The following is a 26,332-nucleotide window of genomic DNA, read 5'->3' as shown; positions in this document are numbered from 1 at the left end:
TGCTCACCCAGTCCGCCGTTGCCATGCTCTCGCAGGCCAACAGCATGCCTCAGATGGCTCTGCAGCTCATCGGCTAAGCATCATCCTCAACGAGGAAACGTTCCAGGGGAGGCTCGCGAGAGCCTCCCCTTTTTGTATGAAGAAAGCCTCCCGCCAGGCGGGAGATCTCCAAAAAGCCTCGAGCATCGCACAAGCTCAAAAATCTTCTTTTGATTTGCCGCCACCCTGCCGCGGTCTGTCAAGGGCGGCAGGCTGGTCAAAAGCGGCAGGCGTCGTCCGGCGCTCAGGCCGGCTTGTGGTTGTCCGCCGGGGGAGCGACGGGGGAGATGTCGGCATCAACGATGTCGTCCGCCGTATCGCCCGGCCGGGCAGGAGGGACATCCGAAGGGATCTCCGCGATCGGAGCGGCCGGCTGGGACGCGGGATCCGCGGCGGGCAGGGCATTGAGGGCCGCGGGCGGGATCTCCAGCGGCGTTTTGCCGTCAGGCAGCAGGATGATGCCGGTGCGTTCCAGCACGGTCTGACGGAAGGCGTATTCGCGCTCCATCTGATGATGCCGGTAGAGGAAGAACTGGCGGGTCACATAGCAGACGGTAAGGAAGATGACGAGTCCGCCCACGATCCAGGGCAGATAGATCAGCAGCGCGCCGCCCAGATGGCCGAGCGTGTCCACCAGCCCGTCCACGAAGAGCAGCAGTCCGCCGAAGACCAGCAGGGAGAGCAGGATGACCACCGTGGGCGCATGGCGTATGATGCTGTAGAAGCGCTCCACATGCGGCGGCAGAGGCGTTGCGGCAGCCTGCCCGGCGTTCTGCGCTCCCGCAGGCGTCTCCCCGTCGGCCGGGCGTTCCAGCGTCCGGGCCACCATCAGGCCGGAAAGATGCAGGATCAGCAGGAGGCCCACGGGCAGCAGCAGGGCGGCCAGCCCCCAGCCCAGCCAGGGAAAGCGCGGCAGCGGCGGTCCGCCGGGCTCGACGGGCTCGGCATGCATGATGCCGTAGATGGCGGAGGCTCCGCCCACGGCCAGCTCCAGCAGGAAGATGGCCACAAGCAGATAGATGATGACGTCCTTGTGGCGGCTTTCCGCCCAGTGGGACGCGTGAGTCGTGGTGGATGATGCGGGCTTTTTCATGTACCAGTCTGTAGCAGAAAGCCCCGCAAGTGACAAGGCGGCGTGGAAAGCCGCTTGCCCCTGCGCATCTTCTGGCATACTCTCAGGAGGGAGGAGCAAGACCATGCATGTGCTTGTCACCGGCGCTGCCGGCTTCATCGGCTACCACCTTGCACAACGGCTCGTGACGGACGGTCACAGCGTCGTGGGGCTGGACAACTGCAATGACTATTACGACGTGCAGCTCAAGCGGGATCGGCTGGCCCGGCTGGAAGGGCGGCCCGGCTTCCGCTTCGTCGAGGCGGATCTTGCCGACGGCGCAGGCATGGAAAAGCTCTTTGCGGCCGAGGGCTTCAGCCATGTGGTCAATCTGGCCGCCCAGGCCGGGGTGCGCTACAGCCTGCAGAATCCTGCCTCCTACATCAGCTCCAATCTGGTGGGCTTCGGCAACGTGCTGGAAGGCTGCCGCCACCACAAGGTGGAACACCTCGTCTTTGCCTCCTCTTCCTCGGTGTACGGCCTGAACACGCATCAGCCTTATTCCGAGCATGCCGCGGTCAACCATCCGGTGAGCCTCTATGCCGCCACCAAGAAAAGCAACGAGCTCATGGCCCATGCCTACGCCCATCTTTACGGGCTGCCCTGTACAGGCCTGCGCTTCTTTACGGTGTACGGGCCCTGGGGCAGGCCGGACATGGCGCTCCAGCTCTTCGCCCATGCCATCATGCGGGACGAGCCCATCAAGGTCTTCAATGAAGGCCGCATGCGCCGGGACTTCACCTACATCGACGACATCGTGGAGGGGATGGTGCGCCTGCTGCCGCTGGCGGCCCGGCCCGATCCCCGCTGGGATGCCGATGCGCCCGATCCCGCTGCCAGCAGCGCCCCGTGGCGCATCTACAATATCGGCAACAACCGGACAGTGGAGCTCAACGACTTCATTGCCGCCCTGGAGGAAGCCCTCGGCCGCACGGCCCGCCGGGAGCTTTTGCCCATGCAGCCCGGCGACGTGCGGGCGACCTGGGCCGACATCGACGATCTTGCCGCCGCCACGGGCTTTGCGCCGCTGACGCCCCTGAAAGAGGGCATGGCGAAATTCGTGAGCTGGTTCAAGGAATATTATCACTATGCATGACATCCCTCTGCCCACGCCGCAGCGTCCCGAGATCCTGGCCCCGGCAGGCGATACGCCCTCCTTTCTGGCGGGACTCGCCGCCGGAGCCGACGCCATTTATCTGGGGCTCAAGCATTTTTCCGCCCGTATGCAGGCGGAGAACTTCAGTCTTGCCGAGCTGTCCCGCCTGACGGATCTTGCCCACAGCGAACAGGCCCGCGTCTATGTGGCCATGAATACGCTGGTCAAGCCCGGCGAGCCGGCGGCCGCCTACCGTCTGGTGCACCGGCTGGCCCGTCAGGTGAAGCCGGACGGGCTCATCGTGCAGGACCTGGCCTTTGTGGACATCGCCCGTCAGGCCGGCTTCGAGGGCGGGCTCTTCCTGTCCACGCTGGGTAACCTCACCAGTCCGCAAAGTCTGCGGACCGCAAAGGCGCTGGGCGCGAGCCGCGTCATCCTGCCGCGTGAACTCTCCATCGACGAGATCCGGCTCATGGGCGAGGCCTGTCCCGACGGGCTCGATCTGGAATGCTTCATCCACGGCGCGCTCTGCTATTGCGTTTCCGGGCGCTGCTACTGGTCCAGCTACATGGGCGGCAAGAGCGGCCTGCGCGGCCGTTGCGTACAGCCCTGTCGTCGCGTCTACCGGCAGGGGGGGGGCGCCGCCGCGGCCCTGCTCCGGCAGGCCGAACAGCAGAACGCCCGGGAAGAGGTCCGGCACAAGGGCCGTCAGCTGCGGGAACTGCAACCGCAGGGCCGGGAAGGGCGCGACCAGCGCCGTTCGCCGGGCAAGGGGCGTGAGGGCCGCTTTTTCTCCTGCCTCGACCTCTCGCTGGATGTGCTGGCCAAGACGCTGCTCAACATCCCGCATCTGGTTTCCTGGAAGATCGAGGGCCGCAAGAAGGGCCCGCACTATGTCTACCATGTGGTGACGGCCTACCGCATGCTGCGGGACAATCCCGGCGATGCGCAAGTCCGCAAGGACGCCGAGGAGATCCTCGAGCTGGCGCTGGGCCGTCCCGGCACCCGGGCACGCTTCCTGCCGCAGAAGGACAATACCATCCCCACCTCCCCTTCGGGCATGACGAGTTCCGGTCTGCTGGCGGGCAAGATTCGCATCGAGCAGGACGGTCGCGTCACCCTCAAGCCGCATTTCGAGCTCCTGCCACAGGATTATCTGCGCGTGGGCGTGGAGGATGAACGCTGGCACGCCACGCTTCCGGTGACGCGGCGCATCCCCAAGGCCGGCACGCTGCTCCTGCGCCTGCCCCGGCACAAGACGCCCAAGGCTGGTACGCCGGTCTTCCTCATCGACCGGCGGGAACCGGAGCTGATGGCGCTGCTGCGGGAATGGCAGTCCCGGCTTGCGGCCTTGCCCGTGCGGGAAAGCCGGGCCGTGGAGAAAGCGCCGGTCTTCCCTCCGGCCGTCAAACCCTCGCCGCGCCCGGATACCGTGGTGCGGCCCGGTCTGCCGCAGGGGCGGGAGACGCGCGGCGGCCGGCAGCAGATCACCGGCCTCTGGCTGTCGCCGCGCACGGCGGACATCTCGCGGACCGTGGCCCCGCGCATCAGCTGGTGGCTGCCGCCCGTCATCTGGCCCGAAGAGGAAGAGGCCCTGCGGCGGCGCATCGAACGGCTCTGCCGCGAGGGCGCGCGGCATTTCGTCTGCAATGCTCCCTGGCAGAAGGACCTTTTCCCGGCGGACCTCAAGGGAGATGCGCTCGACCTTGTGGCCGGCCCCTTCTGCAACATCGCCAATGCGGCGGCGCTTGCGGTCCTGCGGGACATGGGCTTTGCCGCCGCCTACGTCAGCCCGGAACTCTCGCGTGAGGACTATCTGGCGCTGCCGAAACAGAGTCCGTTGCCGCTGGGCATGGTGATCGCCGGTTTCTGGCCCGTGGGCATAAGCCGTTTCGGCCTGCTGGGCGTCAAGCCCAACGAGCCTTTCCTGAGTCCCAAGGGCGAGGCGTTCTGGGCGCGCAACTACGGCGGCAACATCTGGATATACCCCGGCTGGCCGCTGGATCTCGGCGAGCAGCGGCAGGAACTGCAGGCCGCGGGCTACAGCTTCTTCGCCCGCCTTGAGGAGCATGTGCCGCAGGGCCTGCCGGAGGCCCGCCGCCCCGGTCTCTTCAACTGGGAAGGGGCCTTGCTGTAACTAGCCTTTGGGGGGAAGGGGGATCCCTCGCCTCGCGCGGGAGGGGGCCCCCTTCCCTCCAAGCCCCCCATCCCTTCCCCAGCGCGCTTTTACCAGACGAAATTTCGGTGTACGAGGTAGGCGCTCACTAGCCCTTCCCCAGCGCGCTTTTGTCTGGGGCTGCGAATCCATCCAGCCCAGCTTTTTTCCGCAACACCGCCATGTCCGACATCTGCCTCCCCACTTCCGTCGCCGCGGCCCGTGCCGCCTTCCCCTGCGGTCTGGAACAGCCGGCGGGCGCGTATCGTTTCGGCGCTGACGCCCTGTTGCTGGGGGCCTGGGTGGCCCGCTGCCTGGGCGAGAGCGCCGCCGTCCCGGCGGTGGCTGAGCTGGGCTGCGGTTGCGGGGCGGCGCTCTTTGCGCTGCTGCTGCATCCCGCCCTGAGCGGGGAGCCTCCGCATGTGCTGGGGATGGACAGTGAAGCGGCGCTGTGCGCCGCCGCCCGGGAGAATGCGGTGCGGCTGGGGCTGTCAGGCTGCCGTTTTGTCCGGGGGGATGCGGGAGATGCCGCTGTGTTGCGGCAGTGCGGCCGGCATGCCTTCGGCGCGGTGCTGGCCAATCCGCCATACGCTCTGCCGGGCAGGAAGGCGGCGCGGCCGCTCAGGGCGCAGGCCTTGCAGGGCGGAACGTCTCCTGCCGGCGGGAGAGGAGAGGAGGCAGCGTCCCGCCCGGCGGTACTGGACGTGTTCTGCCGGGCCGCCGCCTCCCTGCTGAACCATCACGGCCGTTTTTACGCCATCTTCCCGGCCGCGGAGATCAGCCGTCTGCTGTTTGCCCTGTCCGCGGCCCGTCTGGGACTGCGGCGACTGCTGCCCGTGCATCCCGACCGGCGGCATCCGGCGATCCGCCTGCTTGTGGAAGCCCGGCGGGAGGCGGCTGCGGACTGTCGGCTGCTGCCGCCGCTTTTTCTGCATGAGGAGGACCGGACGGACGGCCCGCGCTGGACGGCGCAGGCTCGCGTCTTCTGCCCTTGGCTCGACGGCGGGGACGAGGCCGGTCGCCGCTGAGGGCGGATTCTGGCCCGGACGTGTCAGGGTCTGCCCGGTCCTGCCCGGACCGTTGCCGTATGTGCCATGCCATATGGTCCTTCCCCCCAAAAAAAAGACCGCCAGACGCGGCACGTCCGGCGGTCTTGATCTGGCATGAGGCGGCCTACTGCGTGGTCTTCATGTCCTGCACGATGCTGTTGAGCGTGCTGGTCTCATGGGCAAGGTCATTGACGGCCTGTGCCGCCTGTTCCATGGCCGAGGCGTTCTCGTTGGCCACCTTGTTGATATCGGAAATGGAGCGGTTGATCTCCTCGCTGGCGGCGGATTGCTGCTCGCTGGCGGCGGCGATGGCGCGCACCTGGTCCGCGGCGCTCTCGGCAAGCTGGACGATCTCTTCAAGCGCCGTGCCGGAGGTGTTGGCCAGATCCGTTGCCTCATTGATGCCGTTGACGGCCACGTCCACCTGGTGGATGGACTCATCCGCGCTCTGCTGGATGCTGCGGATGGCCTGGCCCACCTCGGAGGTGGAGGCCATGGTCTTTTCAGCCAGCTTGCGTACTTCATCGGCCACCACGGCGAAGCCGCGCCCGGCCTCGCCGGCGCGCGCCGCCTCGATGGCGGCATTGAGGGCCAGCAGATTGGTCTGATCGGCAATATCGGAGATGACGCCCATGATCTGTCCGATGGAAGCGGCGCTTTCACCCAGCTTGCCCATGTCGTCCTTGAGCACCAGCGAGAGCTGATGCACGCCCTCGATGCTGCTGACCACCTTGCGAACGATCTTGGCGCCGTCCTCAGCCTTGAGCCGCATGGAATTGGAGACTTCCGCGGCGCTGCCCGCGCTGCGGGCGACTTCCATGACGGTGGCGTTCATCTCGTTCATGGCCGTGGCCGTTTCGGCGGCACGGTCCGCCTGCTGCTGCGCTCCCTGGGCGGAGAGCTGCACCTGGGCGGAGAGCTCCGTGGCGGCCGAGGAAATGACGTTGGTCGCGCCTTCCAGTTGTTCCGCGGCATGGAGGATGCCTTCGCGCTTGGCCACTTCCGCCCGCTGGAACGCCTTGGTGGCGGATTCCGTCGCTTCCCTGGCCTTGGCCGTTTGTTCTTCCGCTTCCCTGGCCTTGGCCTTGGACATCTCGATGCTGCTGGTGAGGTTGTTGACCATGTCGCCGAGCGTCAGATGCAGCTTGAGCAGCTCGCCATAGAAAAGCTTGCTGTCGGGAATGGCGCTGTAATCCCCCCTGGAGACGGCATCGGCGGCCTGGAGCATGATGCCGAGGGGCCTGGTGATGCTGCGGGTGATCAGCAGAGCGATGACAAGCGCAATGAGCGTGATGCCTCCGGTGATCAGCAACAGCCGCAGGACGGCCGCGTCGCACTGGGCATAGATCTCTTCCTCGGCCTGCACGGCGGCCAGTTTCCAGCCGTTGGCGGTGGTGAGCACGTTCACGCGGGCGGGCGTCCCGGCAATGGTCGTGGTCTGGATGCCGGAGCCGGCCCGCATGATGGCGGCATACCCCGGATCAGGCAGCTCCTTGCCCACGAACTTGCCCACATTGGCGGCGGTGATGGGATCGCAGAGGACGCGGCCCGTGCCTTCCAGCACCAGAAAGTGCCCGGTCTTGCCGAAATTGAGCCGGGACAGCATGTTCGAAAAGCTCTTGAGGGAAACGTCGATGCCGACGATGCCGGCCAGCTTGTTGTCCGGCCCCAGCATCTTCTGGGTGACGGCAAAGACGATATCGCCCGTCAGGGACACATAGGCTTCGGACAACAGCCCGTCCTGGGAGGAGGCCGCCGTGGACGTGAACCACGGCCGCTTGCTGGTATCGAAGCCGGCGGGGACCTTCATCTCGGCAGCGCCTGTGGCGTATGCCCCGTTGGGGAAGCCGACGTACACCTCAAGGTAGTCGGCATTCTTGCCGCTCATGTTACGGAGGGGGACAAGAGCGCTCTTGACCTCCGGGCTGCTGACGGCTGACGCATAATCGCTGTCCTGGGTGGTGGAAGCGAAATTGGGCATCTTGTCGGCCATGCCCTGGAGTTGCTCCGTGGACGCCACCAGGGCGGCATTGGTCCGTGCCGTACGCAGGAAGTTGTCCAGATAGTCGTTGAGAAGATCAAGCTGCCTTCCTGTCGACTGGGCAAATTCGTCGTCGGCGTCATCGCGCATCTGCATACTGGCAAAGAAAATGCCGCCGCTTGCCGTAAGGAGAATAGTCAGGAAAAATCCCAGAATAATACGCAGTTTTATACTCATTCGCCCTCCTGCCGCCGGTCGGCTCGCGACCACGCGTTGACTGCTTCCTTATCCCTTAACGGCAGGATTCGTTTCGGCTATAGGCCGGGGCGGAGCTTGTCCGCATCATGCGTCGGATGTGTTGTCGTTCCCCTCCGTACGCAGACGGGCATAGTCGATCTTGCCGGAACCGAGCAGCGGCAGGGCGGCAAGGCGGCGGACCCGGCGCAGCATGTGCAGACCGGAGAAGCCCTCCGCCTGCAGGACGGCATTGACCTCGGCGCAGCTCAGGGGCAGCGTGGTATAGAGCGTCAGTTGCGGCTGATCCGCCGTATAGATCGCGTCCACGGCAAGGCAGGGGCCGTCGCCGTCCTTCGCGGTGAAATGTCGTCGCAGCGTCTCTTCCAGCTGCGGCAGGGAGATCATCTCCCCGCCCAGCTTGAGGAAGCGTTCCCGCCGCCCGGCAAAGCTCATCAGGCCTGTGGCGTCCGCCCGGACGAGATCGCCGGTGCAGTACCAGCGCCGGCCGTCCAGCATGACGAAAGGATCGGCGGGGGCGCTGTCCTCCGAGGCGAGGTAGCCGGCGAACACATTGGGGCCGCGTACGAGCAGCATGCCTGTCTGGCCGGTCGCGAGGCGCCGGTAGGGCGGATACGGGGAGACCACGGCCACGTCCACCGAGGGCAGGGGGCGTCCGATGGTGCAGGGGTGGGGATCCTGCGGCAGGTTGACGCTGATGACCGGGGAACATTCGGTCACGCCGTAGCCTTCGCACAGCAGACCTCCGCCGGTCTGGCGGGCAAACTCCGTGTACAGACGCTGCGGGCAGGCCTCAGCGCCCACAAAGCCCAGCCGCAGGGACTCCAGATCGCCGGGGCGGGCCTGGCGCAGCAACCCGTCGAGGAAGCTTGGCGGCGTGACCAGCAGGGTGGGTCGCCAGCGGCGGCAGAGTGCGGCAAGCCGTCCTCCTTCGGCGGGGTTGGCATGGTAAACCACCGGCATGCCGAAGCAGAGCGGCAGCACGATATTGCCCGTCAGGCCCAGGGAATGGAAGGGCGGCAGCATGGCCAGCATGACGTCGTGGCTGTTCAGGGCCAGCACGCCGGCCACATCGCGGCAGTTGGCCAGGATGTTGTCGTGCGTCAGCGGCACGCCCTTGGGCGAGGATGAGGAACCGGAGGTGAAAAGGATGGCCGCCTGTGGCGAGACGGCCTGTCCCACGGCGCAGCTTTCCCAGCCGAGCAGCGAGAGACGGGCCCGCAGGAGGCCTTCCAGCCGCAGGCTGAGCGGCAGGGCGGCCGCCGCTTCCTCCAGCAGCAGCCAGTGGGCTCCGCTTTCGGCCACGGCCTTGTCGAGCGCGCGTTCGTCGAGGCGGCGGAGCAGCGCGCGGGCGCTGATCAGATGGTGGACATGCGTCAGCGACAGCGCATGCCGCAGGTTGCGGACGCCGGTCGTCCAGTTGAGCATGACCGGCGTATTGCCCGAGAGCAGCACCGCGAGCCAGGCGACGGCCGCTGCGGCGGAGGCGGGCAGCATGATGCCGAGATGCCGGCCGCTGCCGAAGCGCCGGCGCAGGAAGAGGGAGAGGACGACGGCGCGCGTCCAGACGTCGCCTGCCGTCAGCATCCGCCCGCCGTCGGCCAGCAGGGGCCGTGACGGCATGGTGCGGAGCTGGCGCAGGATGGTCAGCGGCAGGCTGGTCGCCCGCGGCAGAACGAGGGGCCGTTCGGGCAGGGCCCGCAGGCAGGCCGACCAGCGTGCCGCCTGCTCCCGCGCGGCGTTTTCCTGCGCGGCGGAACGCGGGACAAGCTGCCCGCAGGCGGCCAGCAGACAGTCGTTGACGGTCAGCAGATCGCCTGGTTCCACAGCGTCCTGACCGGACAGGGCGGCGAGTTGCAGGCTCAGGTCGACGGCGGCCAGGCTGTCCAGCCCGAGGTCGGCGTCCAGCCGCTGTTCCGGTCGCAGTTCCTCCGCCCGGGGCCGCAGGGGGGAGAGCCCGGCCAGCAGCCGCATGACCTTCAGGCGGGCATCTTCATCCAGGGCCGCCGGCGGCCGGCAGTCGCTATGGCATTCGCGGAGCGCCAGCGGCTGGTCGGGGAGCGCCGCCTCGTGCCGGGAGAACGGCACACGGCGCAGCACATCCGGGGCGGCGGCGTAGCAATCTTCCAGCAGGGCATTGAGCGCCGCCACGCCCTCTTCGGGGCGCGGCAGGGGCGCGGGCCGGACAAAGGAGATGCGTACCTCGCGCCGGCGGAGGAAAAAGATGCCGTTGCGCAGCAGGGCAAGCAGGCCCCGCAGCAGGGCGCGGCCCAGCACGGGCGCGCCATCGGCCCAGCTGAAGGAAGAGCCCCAGAGTCCCTGTGTGCGAATGACCAGGGGCACGCAGTCGGGCACGGCCCGCAGCAGGCGATAGGCTCCGCTGTTGCCGCCAAGATGCGTGCGGCCGTCATGGCTCAGAGTGCCGGAGGGATAGACGAGCAGATGCTCTCCCTGCTCCAGGGCCGCGGTGCAGCGGGCAAGACTCTCCTGTACCTGACGGCGGGCGGCGATGCCTTCCCGACGCAGGTCGGGCAGGGGGATGCAGCGCATGAAGGCCGCCAGCGGGCGCAGCCAGGGCCGGCCGATCTGATGTCTGTCCGCCAGGGGGCGCGGCGACAGCGGGGCAAGCCAGGCGCAGAGGATGACCGGATCCACAAAGGCGGGATGGTTGGGCAGCAGCAGCAGGCCGTGTCCGCGCGCCTGGGCGTCGGCGGCGGCCTGACGGAGGACATCCTCTCCCTCGAGGCGCACCCGGTAGCGCAGGGAGAGCAGTCCCCGGAGGCCGGCCCCCAGCAGGCGGCGTACGGGATGGAAGGCGGGACGGGCATCGTCCTGCCCGGCGAGGCGCGGCAGGCGGGCGATGGCGGCGGCGAACAGGGCCGCCGTCACCAGGGCGATCACGCCCAGCAGGGCCTGGCCTGCGGCCGGGCTGAGCAGCGACAGCGGGGAATAGCAGGCCCCGGCAAGCAGCATGGCAAAGAAGGAGAAGAAGTTGCACAGGCCGAGGATGCGTCCCTTTTCCTCGGCTGCCGGGCGCAGTTGCAGGTAGCTGGAGACGGGGACGATGTAGAGGCTGCCGCAGATGCCGATGGCGGCGTAGCAGAGGCAGAGCAGGGCAAAGCGCCATGCCGCCGGCGCATGGGGGACGCAGGACACGAGCAGCAGCAGGATGCCGATGGTCGCCGTCGCCGCGGGGACGGTGCGCTGCCAGTGCTGCTGCCGCCGTCTTGCCGTCAGCAGAGCGCCGCCGCAGATGCCGAGCATGAGCGCCCCCGGCAGCAGGCTGGTCAGTGTGGCGCTGAGGCCGAGCTGACCAAGGCCGAAGGCATTGATCTCCAGCAGGACGAGGACGGACAGGCTGTAGAAAAAGGCGTCCGCGCACAGGCAGAGAAAGATGTCCCGGCGCGGGCGCAGACGGAGGAGCGCCACGGCGGAATGCCAGACCCCGAACAGCGGGAAGGGAGGGAGCTCTTCCCGCTGTGCGGCGGCGGGACGGAAGGGGATGAAGGCCACGGAGGCGAGTCCCAGCCCCGCGACGAGCAGTACCGTCACGGCGACCAGCCAGCGCCCGAAGGGAATGAGGGTGGCGAGCCAGCGGCATTCCAGGGCCGCGCCGGCCAGCGCTATGCCCAGCAGGATGGCCAGCGTGGTGGAGAGCTTGAGCAGCGCGTTGACCTGCGGGACCTGCGCGCTGGGGAATACCTCGGGCAGGGAGCTGTTGAGGGCCGGGCTGAACAGGGTCGAGCTGACACCCATGAAGAAGAGCATGGTCAGCATGCCCCCCCAGTTGAGGGTGAGCAGCCCCCAGGCCCCGGCCAGCATGGCGGAAAGTTCCAGCAGCTTGGCCGCCAGTACCACGTTGCGCTTGGGGAAGCGGTCCGCCAGCCAGCCGGCCCAGGAGGAAAAGAGCACGAAGGGCAGCGAAAAGAGGATCGTGCCCCAGGACTGCATGTCGTTGAAGTGCAGGCTTACGGCAAGCAGAAGGACGGCCTGCTTGAAAAAATTGTCGTTGAATGTGCCCAGCGTGTAGCTGAGCCCCAGCGTCATGGCCTGGCGGGCTAGCTTCTGTGGCATACGCGTGCTCCTTGCGGCATCTGCGTATGGCGTCAGGCCTGTTCCGTCGCGCCCTACCCGGTGGGGGCGGCATCGCGTTCTTCCGCGGCCAGCTCCGCGACGGCGTAATCCCGCACGCGATCCAGCATCTCCAGCGTGAAGGGGAGATCCCGCCGGTAGAAGACCTCTTTGCCCGAGCGTTGCGGCCGCAGCAGGCCGGCGCGCACCAGGACGGTCACATGGTGGCTGACGGCGGTACGGCTCATGCCCACGGCATGCACCAGCGCGCTCAGGCTGATGCGTTCGCCTGGTTCAAAAAGCAGGAGGATCTTCTGGCGCGTGGCATCTCCCATGGCGGAAAAGACCTGCGCCACACGCTCCCAGTCGTCCGGCAGGGCGGTGATGTAGTGGATGTTCATGCCCCTGTGTAGACGGCGGGAATGTGGCTGTCAAGGAATACGGTAGAGGGAGGGGAGAGCTTTGTCAACTAAAAAAGTAGTTATTTAGATTTTTAGATTGAAAGGCGCGGCGGAACGGGCCAAACGACACACGGGGATGTCGTATGCGCTATGCACGGCTCAGCGGCCGTTCAGGCAGTGCCGCGCCCAGAGTTCCAGCATGAGCAGGGCCCAGAGTTCGCGGGTGTTGTTGGCTGTCCCGTCCATGTGCTGGGCGACGAGGCGGCGGATCTCGGACTGGTTCACCCATTCCCGGATGGTGCATTGGGTGCTCATAAGCGCATCAAGCACCAGCGTACGCAGCGGGCCGCGCAGCCAGCCTTCCAGCGGGACGACGTTGCTGACACGCCGCCGGAATACCAGATCGTGCGGGAGGTGGCGCAGGCCGACCATCTTCATCAGCCACTTGGTTTCGTAGCCCTTGCCGGAGCTGCCGGGACGGCGGTCGGGCATGCGGCGGATGCGCATGCCCACGGGCAGGCTCATGGCGAAATCCGCGATGTCGTTGTCCAGCATGGGGATGCGAATATCCACGGCATGGGCGGCCGTGGCCATATCGATGCGCGGCAGCAGGCGGCCGGCAAGGAAGTGGTCCAGTTCGAAGAACTGGATCTTGTCCAGCCAGGTGGCGCGCGGGCAGCGGGCAAAGGCCCGCAGCATGAACATGATGGTCAGCTGAGGATCGGCCGCGCCGCGCAGATCCATGGAGCAGAGGCTTTCCTTGCGGTTGCCGAAGAAGAGGGCGACCTGGCTGTAGTAATAGCTTGCGCAGGGGTCCATTTCGGAGAGCAGGCTCTTGCCGCCGTAGGCGTGCGGCACGGTCTTGGTCAGCTCGGTATGCACCTTGCGCACCTCGGGCGGCAGATCCGGCGTATCGTAGAGGAAGGGCGCAAGATAGCGGGCATAGCCGCCGAAGATGTTGTCCGTGCCGCTGGTGGTCACCGCGGCCCCCACATGCTGACTGGCCATGCGGGCAAGCCGCCAGGAGGTGAGCAGCGTCGGGTCGGCGAAGGGCTCGCCCATGTGGGCGACGATATCCGGCAATTCTTCCGTGACGCTGACGTCCAGCTCGCCGCTGACATGGCGCGTGCCGCAGATCTCCGCAGCCTGGGCAGCCTGACTGTTGACCCCGTGGTCGGCATCCACATAATCCAGCGAGAGGCTCAGCATGTCGCCCGTCTGACGGGCCGCCTTGCTGGCAAAGAGCGTGGAGTCCAGCCCCCCGGAAAGGAAGAGGCCCGTCCCGGGCGTGACATGCCGCCGGGCCATGCGGTCCAGGAGGCTGTCCAGTTCCTCGATGGCTTCTTCGTCGCTGCCCGTGAATTTGCGGTCGCCGTCCACGGTCCAGTAGCGCAGGAAGAAGGCGGCACGACCGGGCTGCCACTCCAGCCAGCTTGCCGGTTCGAGCTTGTGGATGCCTTCAAAGGCCGTCAGCGGCGCGGGCGGCATCATAAAGGTCAGGTAATGAAAAAGGGCATTGTCGTTGGGGCGTCGCTCCAGGGCCGGATGCTTCAGCAGGGACATGACCTCCGAGGAAAAGAGGATGCCCTTGCCCGAAGAGGCGTAGTAGAGGGGCTTTTGCCCGAAACGATCCCGGGCGAGATAGAGCTTCTGATCCCGCAGATCCCACATGGCGAAGGCGAACATGCCGTTGAGCCGGTCAAGGCACTGCGGCCCCTGGGAGAGGAAGAGATACGAGAGGATCTCCTCATCCTGGCGGCTGCGGAAGACATGGCCGCTTTTTTCGAGCTCCTCGCGCAGTTGCGGCGCATTGTAGAGGTGACCGTCCAGCACGATGAGGTAGCGGCCGCACGGGCTGAGGAAGGGGCGCTTGCCGCTGTCGCCCTCCGTCTCGCTGCCGCAGTAGCCCATGATGGCCTTGTCGCCAAGGCTCCCCTGCTGCGGGGCGTTTTTCCCGCGGTGGGACAGCGCGTCAAGCATGGCCGCCAGGGCCGTACGGTCTTCATCCCCCACAACTTCCGAGGTCAGGACACCACAGATTCCGCTCATATTCACATCCTTGGGGCACGGACCTGCCCGCTCCCCTCGCGGATGACGAGGCAGGGCAAAGTCTTTTGGTTATCATGCAGCACTTGGCGACAATAGACAATAGCCGTTCCCGTGGCGGGAGGGCCGCTGCGAGCCGGCGCGGGGCGTCAGTTGAAGTTGATGGCGATCTTGAGACTGGGGGCCTCATACTGACTGAAGAGCGCCATGCGTCCGCCGGTGGCGGGACGGGCGTTGTCGGTCAGCGTGAACGGCTGGTCGCAGACCCAGCGGTCGATGGTGTCGCCAAGGGTATAGACCTTGCCGTCCTTGACGCGCACGGCATGGACGTAAAAGACCGTATTCTTGCTGTCCACCTTGAGATGGAAGGTCTTGCCGGGCTGGATGCTGTACCAGCCGTCGGTGGACCAGTGCCCGGACGGGCGCAGATAGTGCACGGCCATAGCCACCACGGAGCGGGAATTGTTGTTGGCTTCGATGTCCAGCGCATGAGCAAGGCCGGCACTGCACAACAGGCCGCAGACGAGCAGCAGGGGCAGGAGGAGAAAACGCATGGCAGATCTCCCGTATGTTGACGGTGAACGGCGCGCGGGATGCCGCGCCCTTCCAGCATGCCAAAGGTGACCCGCAATGTCGAGGCCCGGGGGAGACGCCGGGGCATGCGGCCGCCCGGACGCGGAAGGCCGCCCCTGCGGACGGCCTTCCTGCGGATGCCGGCATGCGGCGGCTGGCTGTCGCCCGTCAGGCGGCAAAGGTGTAGCCGGCTTCCAGCGCCTGGATGTTGGCGGGGATGAGTTTGGCGTAATGGGCGTTGACCACGCTGTGCATGGCCTGCTTGACCGCTTCCGGGTCCAGGGCGCCGGTGGCCCTGAGCCACGCGCCCAGGGCGACCACGTTGGCCATCTTCACGTTGCCCAGTTTATGCGCCATGTCGTTCACCGGAATGTAGACCGTCCTTTTGCGGGCATCCAGCAGGTCGCGGGAGACCAGCGAGGCATTGACGATCTGCACGCCGTCTTCCCGCAGGCGCGGCTGAAACTTGTGCAGGGAGGGTTCGTTGAGGATGATGGCGGACATGGGCCGGTTGACCAGCGGCGAGCCGACGGGATGCGTGTCCAGTACCACGGTGCAATTGGCCGTGCCGCCGCGCATCTCCGCGCCGTAGACGGGGATGAAGCTCACCTCGAGGCCCTGTTCCAGTCCGGCCTGTGCCAGCAGGTTGCCGATGAGCATGACGCCCTGTCCGCCGAAACCGGCCATGATGACATCCTGATAGCCGTTCATGCCCGCACCTCGCTCTGTCTGTCCGCCTGTCCGGCGGCGCGCTCCCCGCGTACGTCCCGGAAGACGCCCAGCGGGAAGACGGGGATCATCTCCTCGCTGATGCGGCGGTTGGCCTTCAGGGCGTCCAGATGCCAGTTGGTGGGGCAGCCGGCCAGCAGTTCCACGAAGCTGAAGCCGAGCCCCTGCACCTGACAGGTGAAGGCCGCGTGCAGGGCCTTCTTGGCCTGCCGGATGTGCTTCACGCTGTCCAGGGCGCAGCGTTCGGCATAGGCCACGCCGGCAAGGCCGCTCATAATCTCGCTCATGTGGATGGGGCCGCCCTCGCCCAGCAGATGCCGCCCCAGCGGGGTGGTGGTGGTCTTCTGCCCCAGCAGGGTGGTGGGGGCCATCTGACCTCCGGTCATGCCGTACACGGTATTGTTGATGAAGACGGCCGTGATGTTTTCGCCGCGATTGGCGGCGTGCACGGACTCCGCCAGTCCGATGGCCGCCATGTCGCCGTCCCCCTGATAGGTGAAGACGATGCTTTCCGGCCGGGCGCGACGTATGCCCGTGGCCACGGCGCAGGCCCGCCCGTGCGGGGATTCCACGGCATCGACGTTGAAATAATCGTAACTGAAGGCCGAACAGCCTACCGAGGCCACCAGGATGGTCCGCTCCGCCAGGCCCAGCTCGTCCAGCACTTCGCTGACCAGACGGTGCGCGATGCCGTGATGGCAGCCGGGGCAATAGTGGGTGGGTCTGTTCGCCAGGGTCGGGGTGGCGTCAAAGACCAGTTCTTCGCCCGCGCCGGGGCGCAGGCGTTCGTCCGAAGTCGCGTCCTGCATGTCAGTCCTCCCTGAGTGCGGTGAGAATGGGCTCCACGAGGTCGTCCGCGCCGATGAACAGGCCGGGCATGATGCCGTGCCAGCTGACCGTGGAGCGACGGGCCAGCACGTCCAGGGCAAGGCGCACGTCCTCCACCATCTGGCCGGTGTTCTGTTCCACCACCAGCAGGCGACGGTCGCGCGCCACACGGCGCAGCGCCGCTTCCGGAAAGGGGAAGAGCGTGATGGGGCGGAACAGCCCCACGCGGCAGCCCTGTTCGCGCAGCTGGCGGACGGCGCTGCGGGCGATGCGGGCGATGGAGCCGAAGGCCACCACGATGAGCTCGGCGTCCTCGCACTGCCATTCCTCCCAGTCCGCATGGGCGCGCATGGCTTCATACTTGCGCATGAGCAGCACATTCCGCTCGGCCAGCGCGCCCTCGGCCAGATAGACCGACTTGAGCAGGCGCGGCGTCGCTTCCGGCCCGCGTTTGCCGTAGCCTTCCAGCCGCCAGGAGGCGGAAAGGGCGGCGTAGTCGTCGGCCGTCAGCGCGTCGGCTGGCGGCTGGCGGCGCACGCCCTCCTTGATCTGGGCCACGATGGCGTCGCCGAGCACCATGACGGGGTTGGCGAAAGTGAAGGCCAGACGGAAGGCGCGGAACATGAAGTCATAGCATTCCTGCGCCGTGGACGGGGCAAGTACGAAGTTGCGATGGTCGCCGTTGCCGCCGCCCTTGACGGCCTGAAAATAATCCCCCTGGGAAGGACCGATGTCGCCGAGGCCCGGGCCGCCGCGCATCATGTTGACAATGACGCCGGGGATCTGGCTGCCCGCCATGTAGGAAAGGGATTCCTGCATGAGCGCAATGCCGCAGCTTGAAGAGGACGTCATGGCCGGGATGCCGCAGGCCCCCGCCCCCAGCAGCATGGCGCTGGCGGCAAGTTCGCTCTCGGCCTGCACGAACTGCCCGCCGTTTTCCGGCAGCAGGCCGCTCATGGCCTCGGGGATCTCGTTCTGGGGGGTGATGGGGTAGCCGAAATAGCAGCGGCAGCCGGCGTCCAGAGCGCCGTAGGCCACGGCCTCGTTGCCCTTGATGAGGATGCGTCCGTCATTCATGCCGTTTTGCCTCCGCTCTTGTCGCGGAAGACGCGGATGGCCGTGTCGGGGCACATGACGGCACAGGAGGCGCATCCCGTGCAGCGGCCTTCCGTTTCCATCACTTCGTAGCCCTGCCGGTTGAATCGCCCGGCGGGGCGGATGATATGCGCGGGACAGGCTTCCACGCACAGCCGGCAGCCCTTGCAGCGCTCTTCCAGAAAAACGATTCGTGACATAGATGATTACCCTTTGCGATCGCGGTATGCGCAGCGGTCGCCAAGCCGTATTTGATTACTGTTCAGCCGAACAGTCAAGCGGGAAAGTCGCTTGACTTTTGCCGCGTGGCGCTTTTTGCGTCGTATTCCCCCGGCAGGCTTGACCTTGTGCCCTCTATTTCCTACCCCAGGAAGCGGGGCCGCCCTCCCGGAGGGAAGGGCGGCCGCCTTGCGTCCCGCGGGGAGGAAGGGCGCGGGGCGTCAGGATCAAACCGACGGAGGAGGCTGCCGTATGGTACTGGGGAACAATGGTGCGGGCTTGCTGCTGGCGCTTTTGACGGCGCTGTTCTGGGGGGCCTTGCCGCTGGCGGTGAAACACCTGCTGCCCGTCATGGATGCGGTGACGCTGGTCTGGCTGCGTTTTTGCGTGGCGGCGGTCTGGATATGGTGCGTTCCGGCCGTCCATGCGTCGCGCGGGCCCCGGCAGTCCGCGCCGGTCGCCGCGGCCGCCGCGCCGCCGTCCCGCCGGCGTACCTGGCTGCTGTTGCTAGTGGCCTCGGCCGGTCTGGGCGCCAATTTCGTGTTCTTCAATTCTTCCGTGGCCTATCTCAGCGCCTCGGCCTGTCAGATCCTGGCCCAGGCGGGGCCGGTGCTGCTCCTGCTGGGCGGGGTCTTCATCCTGCGGGAGGCCTTTTTGCCGGTGCAGGCCGTGGGGGTCATACTGCTGCTGGTCGGGCTTTTGCTCTTTTTCAACGTGCGTCTGGCCCTGCTCTGGGGCGGGGACGATGATTTTTCCTTCGGCATGCTGCTGGGGACGTCCGCGGCGCTGGTCTGGGCCTGTTACGGACTGGCACAGAAGATCCTGCTGCGGTATCTTGCGCCCATGCGCATCCTGCGGGTCATCTATCCCTGCTGCGCGCTGGGGCTCGCGCCGCTGGCCACGCCCGCGGACATCCTGCGCGTGGATGCGGTGCAGCTGATCTGTCTCGTTTTTGCCTGTCTCAATACGATCGTGGCGTACGGGGCCTTCACCAAGGCCATGAGCATCTGGCACGCGGCCAAGGTCAGCGCCGTCGTGGCGACCACGCCGCTGTTCTCGCTCGTGCTGGAAGTGCTGCTGAACCGTCTGTGGCCGGCGGCCTATCCGCTGGACAGCGTGGGCCTGCTCAGCCTGCTCGGGGCCTGCGTCGTCGTCCTGGGGGCGCTGGGCATCGCGGTGGGGCCCATGCTGCATCTGCCCCATCTGCCGCATCTGCCGCGACGGCATCGCTGAGGAGTGCGGGCGGCGGACCGGGAGCCGGAGCCTCCCGCACGGACGATTCCGGCCCCTCTGTTTCTGTGCGGGGCGTCGTTCAGGCCTGTTCCGCGGCCAGACGGAGCACCGCCGCCACGCAGTCTTCCAGCGAAAGACGATCCGTGTGGAGCACCAGATGCGGGTTCCGCGGCAGGTCGACCGGCGTCTCCGTTCCGGCCATCTGGCGCACGGCGCCGGCCTGCGCCGCGGCATACAGGCCCTTGGGGTCCCGCTGGCGGCGGACTTTCTCCGGCACATCCAGAAAGATCTCCCGGTAGCCGGGCAGGTTTTCCCGGTTCCAGGCGTGGATCTCGTGGAACAGGGAAATGGTGGCGATGATGACCGTATGCCCCTGCTCGGCCAGCAGCTTGCAGAAGCGGGCATAGGTGGCGGCCAGCTCCAGACGGCTTTGCCGGTCGAAGCCGGAGCGCGTCGCGCCCAGCACGGCGCGCAGTTCGTCGCCGTCCAGCAGGATGGACGGCGACAGGCGGTCCTGCAGGGCGCGGGCCAGCGTGCTCTTGCCCGCGCCGGAGAGGCCGGTGATCCAGAAAACGCGTCCTGTCCGTTCGGTCATGGCCGTTTCAGTCCGCGCGGCGGGCGATCCAGGCCCGCGTCGTGTAGGGGATGGCGATGCCGTCCCGGCCGAGCCCGGCAAGATACTGTTCGATCTCCGCGATGATGGACGCGAACTTGTCGCCCGCCTGACGGTGCAGGGTGGAATGGGAGTGCCAGGCCTCCACGATCTCCGCCGGACTCTGGACGTGCCGCACTTCGCCTTCCACGGGGGTGATGTCCGTGAACAGACCGGAATCGCGAATGACGCCTGTCTGATCCTCGCGGCGCGTGCCGTAGCCGTATTCGGGGATGGCCTTCTTGATGATGTTTTCGATCTCCTGCTGGACGGGATCCTGCAAATCCCGGTGATTCCAGAGACAGACGAACCATTTGCCGGGCTTGAGCAGGCGATGGGTCTCGGCCAGCGCGGCGGCGCGGTCGCAAACGTTGAAGGAGGAGCCGAAGGAGACGAAGTCGTACTGTCCTCCGGGGCGTCCGGTGTGTTCGCCCGTCCCCTCGAACCATTGGACGGCGGGAAGATCCGCCGTGCGCTGCCTGCCCAGCGCCCGCATGGCGTCGTTGGGCTCCACGGCATCCACCCGGCAGCCGAAGCGGGCGAGCGGCAGGGTGAGGTGGGCGACGCCTGCGCCGATGTCACAGACGTGATCCCCGGCGTGCAGACCGGCGATGCGGAAGATGTCCTGCAGGGCGGACGGCGCATAGTCCGGCCGCTTGAGGTAGCTTTGGGCCAGCGAGGTATAGTCCCAGGTTGTTTTCATGGATTCTCCGATGGCAGGGGGCGCTTCGGCGTCGTCAGAGCGCATACCCCGGTAGTCGTGCCGTTTACTTCGCCCGGCGGGCGATCCAGGCCCGCGTCAGGTATTCGGCTTCGATATCCCGCAGATCCGCCGTCCTGTCCCGGACATAGGCAAGAAAGGCGGCGAACCGTTCTTCGCCAAGCTGCACGCGCACGTCATTGACGGACTCCCACAGGCCCAGGTAGCGTTGCGGGCTCTGGTGCTCGATGTGGCGTCCTTCAAGGTAGATGACTTCGTCGAATTCCTGGCGGGCGGCAAGGCGTTCCGTCAGCTGGTTGCAGAAGGCCGAACGGCCGGAAGAGACCCGCCGCATGTCCGGGGCCAGGCTGTGCAGATGCGCTTCGATCTCCACCAGCAGCGGATTGGATTCATAGTAGCGGGTATTCCAGAGGGCCATGAAGTAGCCGCCCGGCTTGAGCAGGCGGTGGAACTCCCGCACGGCGGCGTCAAAATCCGGCCAGTGGAAGGAGGAGGCCATGCAGGCCAGATCGAATGCTCCGCTTTCCAGTCCGCTGTCCTCGGCCGATCCGGCATGCCAGACGATGGCGCAGGCGCCGTTCTGCCGCTGTCCGGCCGCGCGCATGGCGTCGTTGGGTTCCACCGCGTCCACGCGTGCTCCGGCCGCCGCCAGCTGGCGGGACCAGATGCCCGTACCCGCGCCGGCATCCACGCAGCGGGGCTGTGCCTGTCCGCTCAGGCGGACGAAGACCTCGGCGATCAGGGGCGCATAGCCGGGACGGTAGTCGGCGTATTTTTCCGCCAGAGCCGTAAAATCACCATGTTTCATGCGGGATACCTCCTGCTCCATCTTTGAGAAAGCTGTGCGCGCATGCGAAAGGCTGCGCCTCCTCAGCGCCAGTCATGCTCCCAGCCGCCCTGCTCAAGACGGCTCTCATAGGCGCGCAGATCGTCCTGATCGTCCACCTCGCACCAGCGCCCCCGGACGGGCACGGCCGCCACCGGGACGTGGCGCGCCAGGAGCAGGCGGAGGAAGTTCGTCATATCGGTACGGTCCACCGCGTCGCCAAGCTCCCGGCAGACGTCGGCAACGGTCCGCCAGCCCTGCGGCGTCAGCCGCAACAGGCCCATGTACTGTCCGTGGATGTCGTCCAGCCCGCAGGGCTTGCGGCCGATGTCGCACAGCAGACCGTCCCGGCAGGCGAAGCTTTCGGCGTCCGACAGCGGATCGGCGAACCGGACGCGCCAGAGGGATTCCCACTGCGTATCGTAGGTGATGGCCACGGGGCTGTCGCCGCCGCCGGCGCACAGGGCGCGCACATGGTCCGCCGGATAGACGATATCCGCATAGCTGATGACCACTTCCGTCTCGCCGCCGGCAAAGATCGTCTCCAGCCACGGACCGGCGCACAGCAGGGAAGCCAGCATGTTGCATTGCGCCCAGCGCGGATTGTCCACCGTGGCAAAGGCCCCGGACGGCAAGCCGGCGGCCTCGGGCACGAGGCGCTCCGCCAGATAGCCGCGCACCACCATGATCTGGCGCGCGCCGGCGGCGTGCAGGGCGTCATACTGCCAGCGCAGCAGCGGCCTGCCCGCAAGGGAGACAAGACATTTGGGCCTGTCGTCAGTCAGTTCACGCAGCCGGGAACCACGCCCGGCGGCAAGGATCAGCGCTTGCATTCATACCTCGGCATGCAGGGGAGTTATACGTTTTCCGGCGCAGTCCAGCAACAGCAGGCCGGCCTTGCCGGCACGTTCGTAGAGGATGCCGCCGCAGCCGATGGCGGCGGGCAGGCCGTATTCCGCACAGCGGATGGCCATGTGGGAATTGGCCCCGCCGTAACAGGTGACAAGGCCCGCGATGTCGCGGGTGAACAGCCAGTCATAGCCGGGATCCGCGCTTTCGATACAGACGATGTGCCCCCGCAGTTCCCCGGCGCGGGCCTCGCCGCCGTCCAGCACCGCCACCGGGGCCTCCACGCGGCGGTGGGTGATGAAGTTGGGTTCGCTGCGCTGCTGGGTCGCCACATAGACGTCCCGTTCCGACCGGATGAGGGGCGCGAGCCGCAGCGAACGGGCCAGCTCATGCTGGCGGCGCTGTTCCGCAATGACGGAAAGATAATAGGGGCGGGCCTCATCGGGGAGGGGGGCGTGCAGGCTGCCGGCAATGACGTCCAGCGGCAGCATGGCGCAGGCCTCGCGGTCGAGCTCCAGCCGTTCGCCCCAGGCGGCGATGGTCTCCAGCACGGCGCAGACATGGCGGGTGAAGATGAACTTGATCCATTCGCGGCCGGCAATGGCCCGCCGGGCATAGTCCAGCAGATGAGGCGGCGTGCAGTCCAGCCCGGTCTCGTCCAGCAGTCGGCTCAGGGCCTCATGCTCGGCGGGCGTCAGGGCAAAGGCCGCGGGCGGCGGCGGTTCGGGGGACAGGGTGGCGTCGGCGAAGAGATCGCGCCGGGCATAGCAGGGGACCAGCAAGTCGTAGGTGCCGGGGCGGAGATGTCCGTACCGTTCCATGAAGGCGGGACGCCGCTCGGGATGGCGCACGGCCTCGGCAAAGTCGTGTGAGAGCTCGCCGGAGACCGTGCGGATGGTACGCTTGAAGGCGGCCAGGCGCTCTTCGCTCAGGGCCTCGCGGCGCACGGCGGAGCGCAGCAGGCTTTCCGCCATGAAGGCATGGCGGGCGGCGATGGAAAAGGGCAGCGTGCCCCATTCCCGGCATTCCTCCAGCAGGGAGGTAAGCGAGGCCGCCAGCGAGAACGGCGTCCCCGCCGGCAGGGCGGAAAGCGCGAGGGAGTGTTGCCGCCGCTCCAGCTCGCGGGCATCCTGAAAGGCTTTTTCCAGACTGCCGGGCGCGGGCGTCTGCCCGGCCGGGCGCAGGGCCCGGCTGGTCAGGCGGCGCAGGGCGGCCTTGAAGGTCAGGTGTTCCGTGGTGGAGAGCGTTTCCGGGTAGCGCTCCCGGAAGGTGGCGTCAAAATCGAAGTCCAGCACCGTGGGCACGATGGCGAATTCGACCTTGTCGTGCAATTCGGGGTGCGCGTCGAGGCGGTCCAGCCAGGCGTCCACCAGACGCTCGGCCAGCGGATCGGGGATGCCGTCGGGCAAAAAGGAGTTGAAGCTGGCGCGCACGTCGATGTACGGGCGGCCGGCCAGGGAAAGCATGAGTTCCACCGGCGGCAGGGCCCGGTAACCCATCTGCCGGCGTGCCAGACGCCAGACCTGCCGGGTGATGATGTCCCGGTACAGGCTCATGGCCAGCGGGCGCGGCGTGATACCGATGATCTCCGCCGGGTTCCAGTCCGGCATGACGCCGAGCATGCTCCGCCTGCCCGCCAGCCCCGGGCGCGGGGCCATGATGTCGCGGGCATAGGTCTCCACATGGCGGATGTGACGGGAAACGGCCTCCGCCACCTGGGCGCGCCAGTGCCGTGCGGCGGCGATGGGGCGGGCCTGCAGCAGGTGCACCACGGCCCCCGTGTCCACCACGAACTCCACATCCAGCGGCAGGCCGGCAAAGAAGGCTTCCAGCCGCCGCACCAGATCCAGCACGGCGCGCAGACGGGGCGAATCAAAATATTCCGCCCTTACCCCCCGGTAGATGTAGACCGTCTTGCTGATGCCGCTGCCGCTGGTGATGGTGTCCGTACGTCCTGAGATATCGTCATAGTTGATGACATAGTAGGGGGAACCGTCATCCAGCGTGCGGGTCATGACCACGCCGCTCATGGCCACATGGGGGATCATGGGCTGGACGAGCACCTGATCCGCGTCATGACTGTAGCGGGAGACCACCTTCATGATGGCGCCCCGCAGGGCCGCGACATCCTGCGAGGGCACATGCAGCACGCTGTCGAAAGCGCCCGCCAGGGACGCCGTGCCGCTGTCCTCCCCGCGGGCGGACGACCGCACGGCCAGCGAGACGGCGGGAAAACGCGTCGCGATCTCGGCAAGGACGGCCTCCGGTTCGGCCGTCCAGCGGGCGCGGGTAAAATAGAGCAGGGGAGGCACCGGGAAGGCGTGGGCATGCAGCAGGGCCAGGGTCTCCGCCTTGGTGTCGGGGGTCGGGTGTGAACCGGTGGAAGATGCCGTCATGGTGGACAAAGGCCTCAGTTGAGGGTGAACAGCCCCTGCATGAGGGGCAGATCACGGGGCGCGGGAGCCGCCTCGCGTTCCGGGTGCCAGAGGATGCCCCGCCACGGCAGGACGGCATGGGCGAATGCTTCCACGCTGCCGTCCTCGGGACAGATGGCCTGCGGGATCAGGCAGGCGGGCAGGCGGGCGGCCTCCAGTCCCCAGGCATGATAGGAATTGACCTCCCCTCCGCCTTCACGGGGCAGGCCGCCGGCGCGCACATCCGCCGCCTGCCAGACGACGGCATGGCGCGCGGCCACATGCCGCTCCCGCGCGAGGGGGACGAGCTCCGCTCCGGCCCGGCAGGCCAGCAGCTGGGCCCCGCGACAGACGCCCAGTACCGGCAGGCCTTCCTGTTCGGCCCAGCGGAGCAGGGCCGTTTCCGTGGCATCCCTGTCCGGCGTGGCGCCGAGGTCGTCGCCGCCGGTCAGGAGCAGCCCCCGGACGCCCTGCCGCCGGGCAAAGGCCACGCAGGCCTCCCCCGTATTGGGCAGCATGAGCCAGTCCGGCGCATAGCCTCCCAGACGTCCGAGCCTTTCAAACAGGACAGGCCAGTCACGGGCCAGCGCATCACGCGTCTCGCCGTGGTCGGAGCGAACGACGCGCATGGTCACGCCTATACGGCGGGTGTGTGGCATACGTTCCCCATGAGTGCTGCCGGACAGCGAAAAAACGGGATTTTTTTCTGGACAGACAAAGGATGTCCTTAGCATCGGCTTCCCGCCCCTGTCCAGACGTATTTCCCCGCTTCCAATGCTGAACGGACGGCCTCGCCGGGGCAGGCGGAGACCGTCCGTCCATGATGTGTGCGCCGGATATGCCGTTACGGCTTGACCGGTTCCCGCGTGAGGTCGTCCTTCGTTTCGCGGGCATGCCGGATGAACACGGCCCGGACGCCGGCGATCTCGCCAAGGCCCAGCAGGTTGGTCTTCACCTGGAAGCCCTGCTTGCGCAGCCGGGAGGCCCAGCTGTCCGCGTCCTCGCCGGCAAGGTCGTTGCGGGCGTGGTCGCCGGCCACGACCATGAAGGGTTGCAGCCAGAGGGTCTTCAGCTTGCGGGCGGCAAGCTCCCGCGCAAGGTCATCGAAGGTGCGCGAGCCCTCCACCGTGGCCATGAACGTCAGGCCGTCCGCCTCGACAAAGGCCCGGCGTATGCCTTCAAAGACAAGGTCGGCCCGGCCGTGCGCCTGTCCGTGGCCCATGAGCACGAGCCCCTCCCCGGCGGCGCGCCCGGGGCAGCTTTGCAGGACGGCCGCCGCGACTTCGCGGGCATCCTGCCGGGATTCCAGCAGGGGCCGGCCCAGATAGACGGCCTCGAAGCGGCCGGGATGGGCCTTGACGTCCAGCAGCACGGCCCGTTCCAGCGCGCTGAACTCTTCCCCGGGCATGACGTGCAGGGACTGGACGCGGACGACCTTCACCCCCTTGCGGGCAAGGGCCGCCAGACCGTCGCTGATGCCGCCCACGGGCGTGCCGCGCGCGGCCAGCTTCTTACGGATGATCTGGGACGTGTAGGCCCACTCCACGGCGGCCTCGGGGAAGGCCTCCCGGAGATCGTTATCAAGAGCTTTCAGGGCGGGCACGGCTTCGGGCACGCTGGTGCCGAAGGCCACGATGAGCAGGCCCTCACGCGGCCCTGTCTCCGCCTGAGCGGCGGGGGGCAGGCCGACGAGCCAGATGGCGAGCAGCAGGATGAAAAAACGGGAGAAATGCTGGATGTGTGACATGGATCCTCCTCAATGACGCGTTAAGGTGTGGATGGAGAGCGGGTTTCGGACTTGAGGGAATATGACGGCCCATGCCGCCGGCCTTCGCTTCGCCTTCACCGCTTGCGCGACTGGCTGTTCGGACAGGCTGCTGTCCGTGAAGCTCCGTACCCTCTTACCGCAGCGCGACTGTTTCCGATTCGCACGGAATTCCCCGCGATATGCTTTTTCTGCCTAGGTGAGGAAAGCCTCCCTGTCAAGCG

Annotated in this window: 21 protein-coding genes and 1 riboswitch; of the genes, 4 read left to right on the top strand and 17 right to left on the bottom strand. The window is 67.1% G+C overall.

Going from position 1 to position 26,332, the window contains the following annotated elements:
- Positions 1-283: 283 nt before the first annotated feature.
- Positions 284-1,132: a hypothetical protein gene (locus Q0J54_RS05460; RefSeq protein ID WP_296304446.1), complete on the bottom strand. Its 849-nt coding sequence runs from the start codon at positions 1,130-1,132 to the stop codon at positions 284-286.
- Between the two features lie 103 nt (positions 1,133-1,235).
- Between Q0J54_RS05460 and Q0J54_RS05455 the strand changes: the two genes are divergently transcribed.
- From Q0J54_RS05455 to Q0J54_RS05445, 3 genes are all read left to right on the top strand, one after another.
- Positions 1,236-2,246, top strand: coding sequence for an NAD-dependent epimerase (locus tag Q0J54_RS05455; protein WP_296304445.1), 1,011 nt, complete (start codon positions 1,236-1,238; stop codon positions 2,244-2,246).
- Positions 2,239-4,383 (top strand): U32 family peptidase, encoded by a 2,145-nt coding sequence (locus Q0J54_RS05450; protein WP_296304443.1) that lies wholly within the window; start codon positions 2,239-2,241, stop codon positions 4,381-4,383. The genes Q0J54_RS05455 and Q0J54_RS05450 overlap by 8 nt, the downstream gene beginning before the upstream one ends.
- 200 nt (positions 4,384-4,583) lie before the next feature.
- The gene (locus tag Q0J54_RS05445; protein ID WP_296304442.1) at positions 4,584-5,429 is read left to right on the top strand and encodes a methyltransferase domain-containing protein; all 846 of its coding nucleotides are present in this window, start codon (positions 4,584-4,586) and stop codon (positions 5,427-5,429) included.
- 145 nt (positions 5,430-5,574) lie between these two features.
- On the opposite strand, the gene Q0J54_RS05440 is transcribed toward Q0J54_RS05445, so the two are convergent.
- The 9 genes from Q0J54_RS05440 to Q0J54_RS05400 all read right to left on the bottom strand — a co-directional run bounded on the left by Q0J54_RS05440 (position 5,575) and on the right by Q0J54_RS05400 (position 17,629).
- On the bottom strand, positions 5,575-7,668 hold the full coding sequence (locus Q0J54_RS05440; protein ID WP_296304441.1) for a methyl-accepting chemotaxis protein: 2,094 nt from the start codon (positions 7,666-7,668) through the stop codon (positions 5,575-5,577).
- 105 nt (positions 7,669-7,773) lie between these two features.
- On the bottom strand, positions 7,774-11,760 hold the full coding sequence (locus Q0J54_RS05435; RefSeq protein ID WP_296304440.1) for an MFS transporter: 3,987 nt from the start codon (positions 11,758-11,760) through the stop codon (positions 7,774-7,776).
- Between the two features lie 53 nt (positions 11,761-11,813).
- Complete coding sequence (locus tag Q0J54_RS05430) at positions 11,814-12,158, bottom strand: helix-turn-helix transcriptional regulator (RefSeq protein ID WP_296304439.1); 345 nt, start codon at positions 12,156-12,158, stop codon at positions 11,814-11,816.
- A gap of 159 nt (positions 12,159-12,317) precedes the next feature.
- Positions 12,318-14,207: an asparagine synthase-related protein gene (locus Q0J54_RS05425; protein ID WP_296304438.1), complete on the bottom strand. Its 1,890-nt coding sequence runs from the start codon at positions 14,205-14,207 to the stop codon at positions 12,318-12,320.
- Between the two features lie 146 nt (positions 14,208-14,353).
- Positions 14,354-14,758 carry a DUF1036 domain-containing protein gene (locus tag Q0J54_RS05420; protein ID WP_296304437.1) on the bottom strand — a complete coding sequence of 135 codons (405 nt, stop codon included), beginning with the start codon at positions 14,756-14,758 and terminating at the stop codon, positions 14,354-14,356.
- A 187-nt stretch (positions 14,759-14,945) separates the two neighbouring features.
- Positions 14,946-15,488 carry a 2-oxoacid:acceptor oxidoreductase family protein gene (locus Q0J54_RS05415; protein WP_296304436.1) on the bottom strand — a complete coding sequence of 181 codons (543 nt, stop codon included), beginning with the start codon at positions 15,486-15,488 and terminating at the stop codon, positions 14,946-14,948.
- Positions 15,485-16,315 (bottom strand): thiamine pyrophosphate-dependent enzyme, encoded by an 831-nt coding sequence (locus Q0J54_RS05410; RefSeq protein ID WP_296304435.1) that lies wholly within the window; start codon positions 16,313-16,315, stop codon positions 15,485-15,487. Before Q0J54_RS05410 ends, Q0J54_RS05415 begins: the two co-directional genes overlap by 4 nt.
- Position 16,316: 1 nt before the next feature.
- Entirely contained in the window at positions 16,317-17,411 is a 1,095-nt protein-coding gene (vorB, locus tag Q0J54_RS05405) for a 3-methyl-2-oxobutanoate dehydrogenase subunit VorB (RefSeq protein ID WP_296304434.1), read from the bottom strand.
- Positions 17,408-17,629, bottom strand: a complete 222-nt coding sequence (locus Q0J54_RS05400; RefSeq protein WP_296304433.1) for a 4Fe-4S dicluster domain-containing protein — start codon at positions 17,627-17,629, stop codon at positions 17,408-17,410. The genes vorB and Q0J54_RS05400 overlap by 4 nt, the downstream gene beginning before the upstream one ends.
- 271 nt (positions 17,630-17,900) lie before the next feature.
- On the opposite strand from Q0J54_RS05400, the gene Q0J54_RS05395 reads away from it, so the two are divergent.
- Positions 17,901-18,881, top strand: coding sequence for a DMT family transporter (locus tag Q0J54_RS05395; protein ID WP_296304431.1), 981 nt, complete (start codon positions 17,901-17,903; stop codon positions 18,879-18,881).
- A 79-nt stretch (positions 18,882-18,960) separates the two neighbouring features.
- Here Q0J54_RS05395 and Q0J54_RS05390 read toward each other — a convergent pair whose 3' ends face one another.
- The 7 genes from Q0J54_RS05390 to Q0J54_RS05360 form a co-directional block, all read right to left on the bottom strand.
- Entirely contained in the window at positions 18,961-19,476 is a 516-nt protein-coding gene (locus Q0J54_RS05390) for an adenylyl-sulfate kinase (protein ID WP_296304430.1), read from the bottom strand.
- Positions 19,477-19,483: 7 nt separating this feature from the next.
- Positions 19,484-20,236: a methyltransferase domain-containing protein gene (locus tag Q0J54_RS05385; protein WP_296304429.1), complete on the bottom strand. Its 753-nt coding sequence runs from the start codon at positions 20,234-20,236 to the stop codon at positions 19,484-19,486.
- 64 nt (positions 20,237-20,300) lie between these two features.
- Positions 20,301-21,062, bottom strand: a complete 762-nt coding sequence (locus Q0J54_RS05380) for a class I SAM-dependent methyltransferase (RefSeq protein ID WP_296304428.1) — start codon at positions 21,060-21,062, stop codon at positions 20,301-20,303.
- Between the two features lie 62 nt (positions 21,063-21,124).
- Positions 21,125-21,913 (bottom strand): phosphocholine cytidylyltransferase family protein, encoded by a 789-nt coding sequence (locus Q0J54_RS05375; RefSeq protein ID WP_296304426.1) that lies wholly within the window; start codon positions 21,911-21,913, stop codon positions 21,125-21,127.
- On the bottom strand, positions 21,914-24,325 hold the full coding sequence (locus tag Q0J54_RS05370; protein ID WP_296304425.1) for a PEP/pyruvate-binding domain-containing protein: 2,412 nt from the start codon (positions 24,323-24,325) through the stop codon (positions 21,914-21,916).
- Positions 24,326-24,339: 14 nt separating this feature from the next.
- Entirely contained in the window at positions 24,340-25,002 is a 663-nt protein-coding gene (locus Q0J54_RS05365) for a gamma-glutamyl-gamma-aminobutyrate hydrolase family protein (protein ID WP_296304424.1), read from the bottom strand.
- Between the two features lie 185 nt (positions 25,003-25,187).
- Complete coding sequence (locus Q0J54_RS05360; RefSeq protein ID WP_296304423.1) at positions 25,188-26,090, bottom strand: sirohydrochlorin cobaltochelatase; 903 nt, start codon at positions 26,088-26,090, stop codon at positions 25,188-25,190.
- 19 nt (positions 26,091-26,109) lie between these two features.
- Positions 26,110-26,313, bottom strand: a riboswitch (cobalamin riboswitch).
- Between the last annotated feature and the right edge of the window lie 19 nt (positions 26,314-26,332).

It is taken from the genome of uncultured Desulfovibrio sp. (assembly GCF_944324935.1).
Lineage (GTDB): Bacteria > Desulfobacterota > Desulfovibrionia > Desulfovibrionales > Desulfovibrionaceae > Desulfovibrio.
Note: the sequence above shows the minus strand (reverse complement) of the source record. Positions and strands in the feature narration are given on the sequence as shown.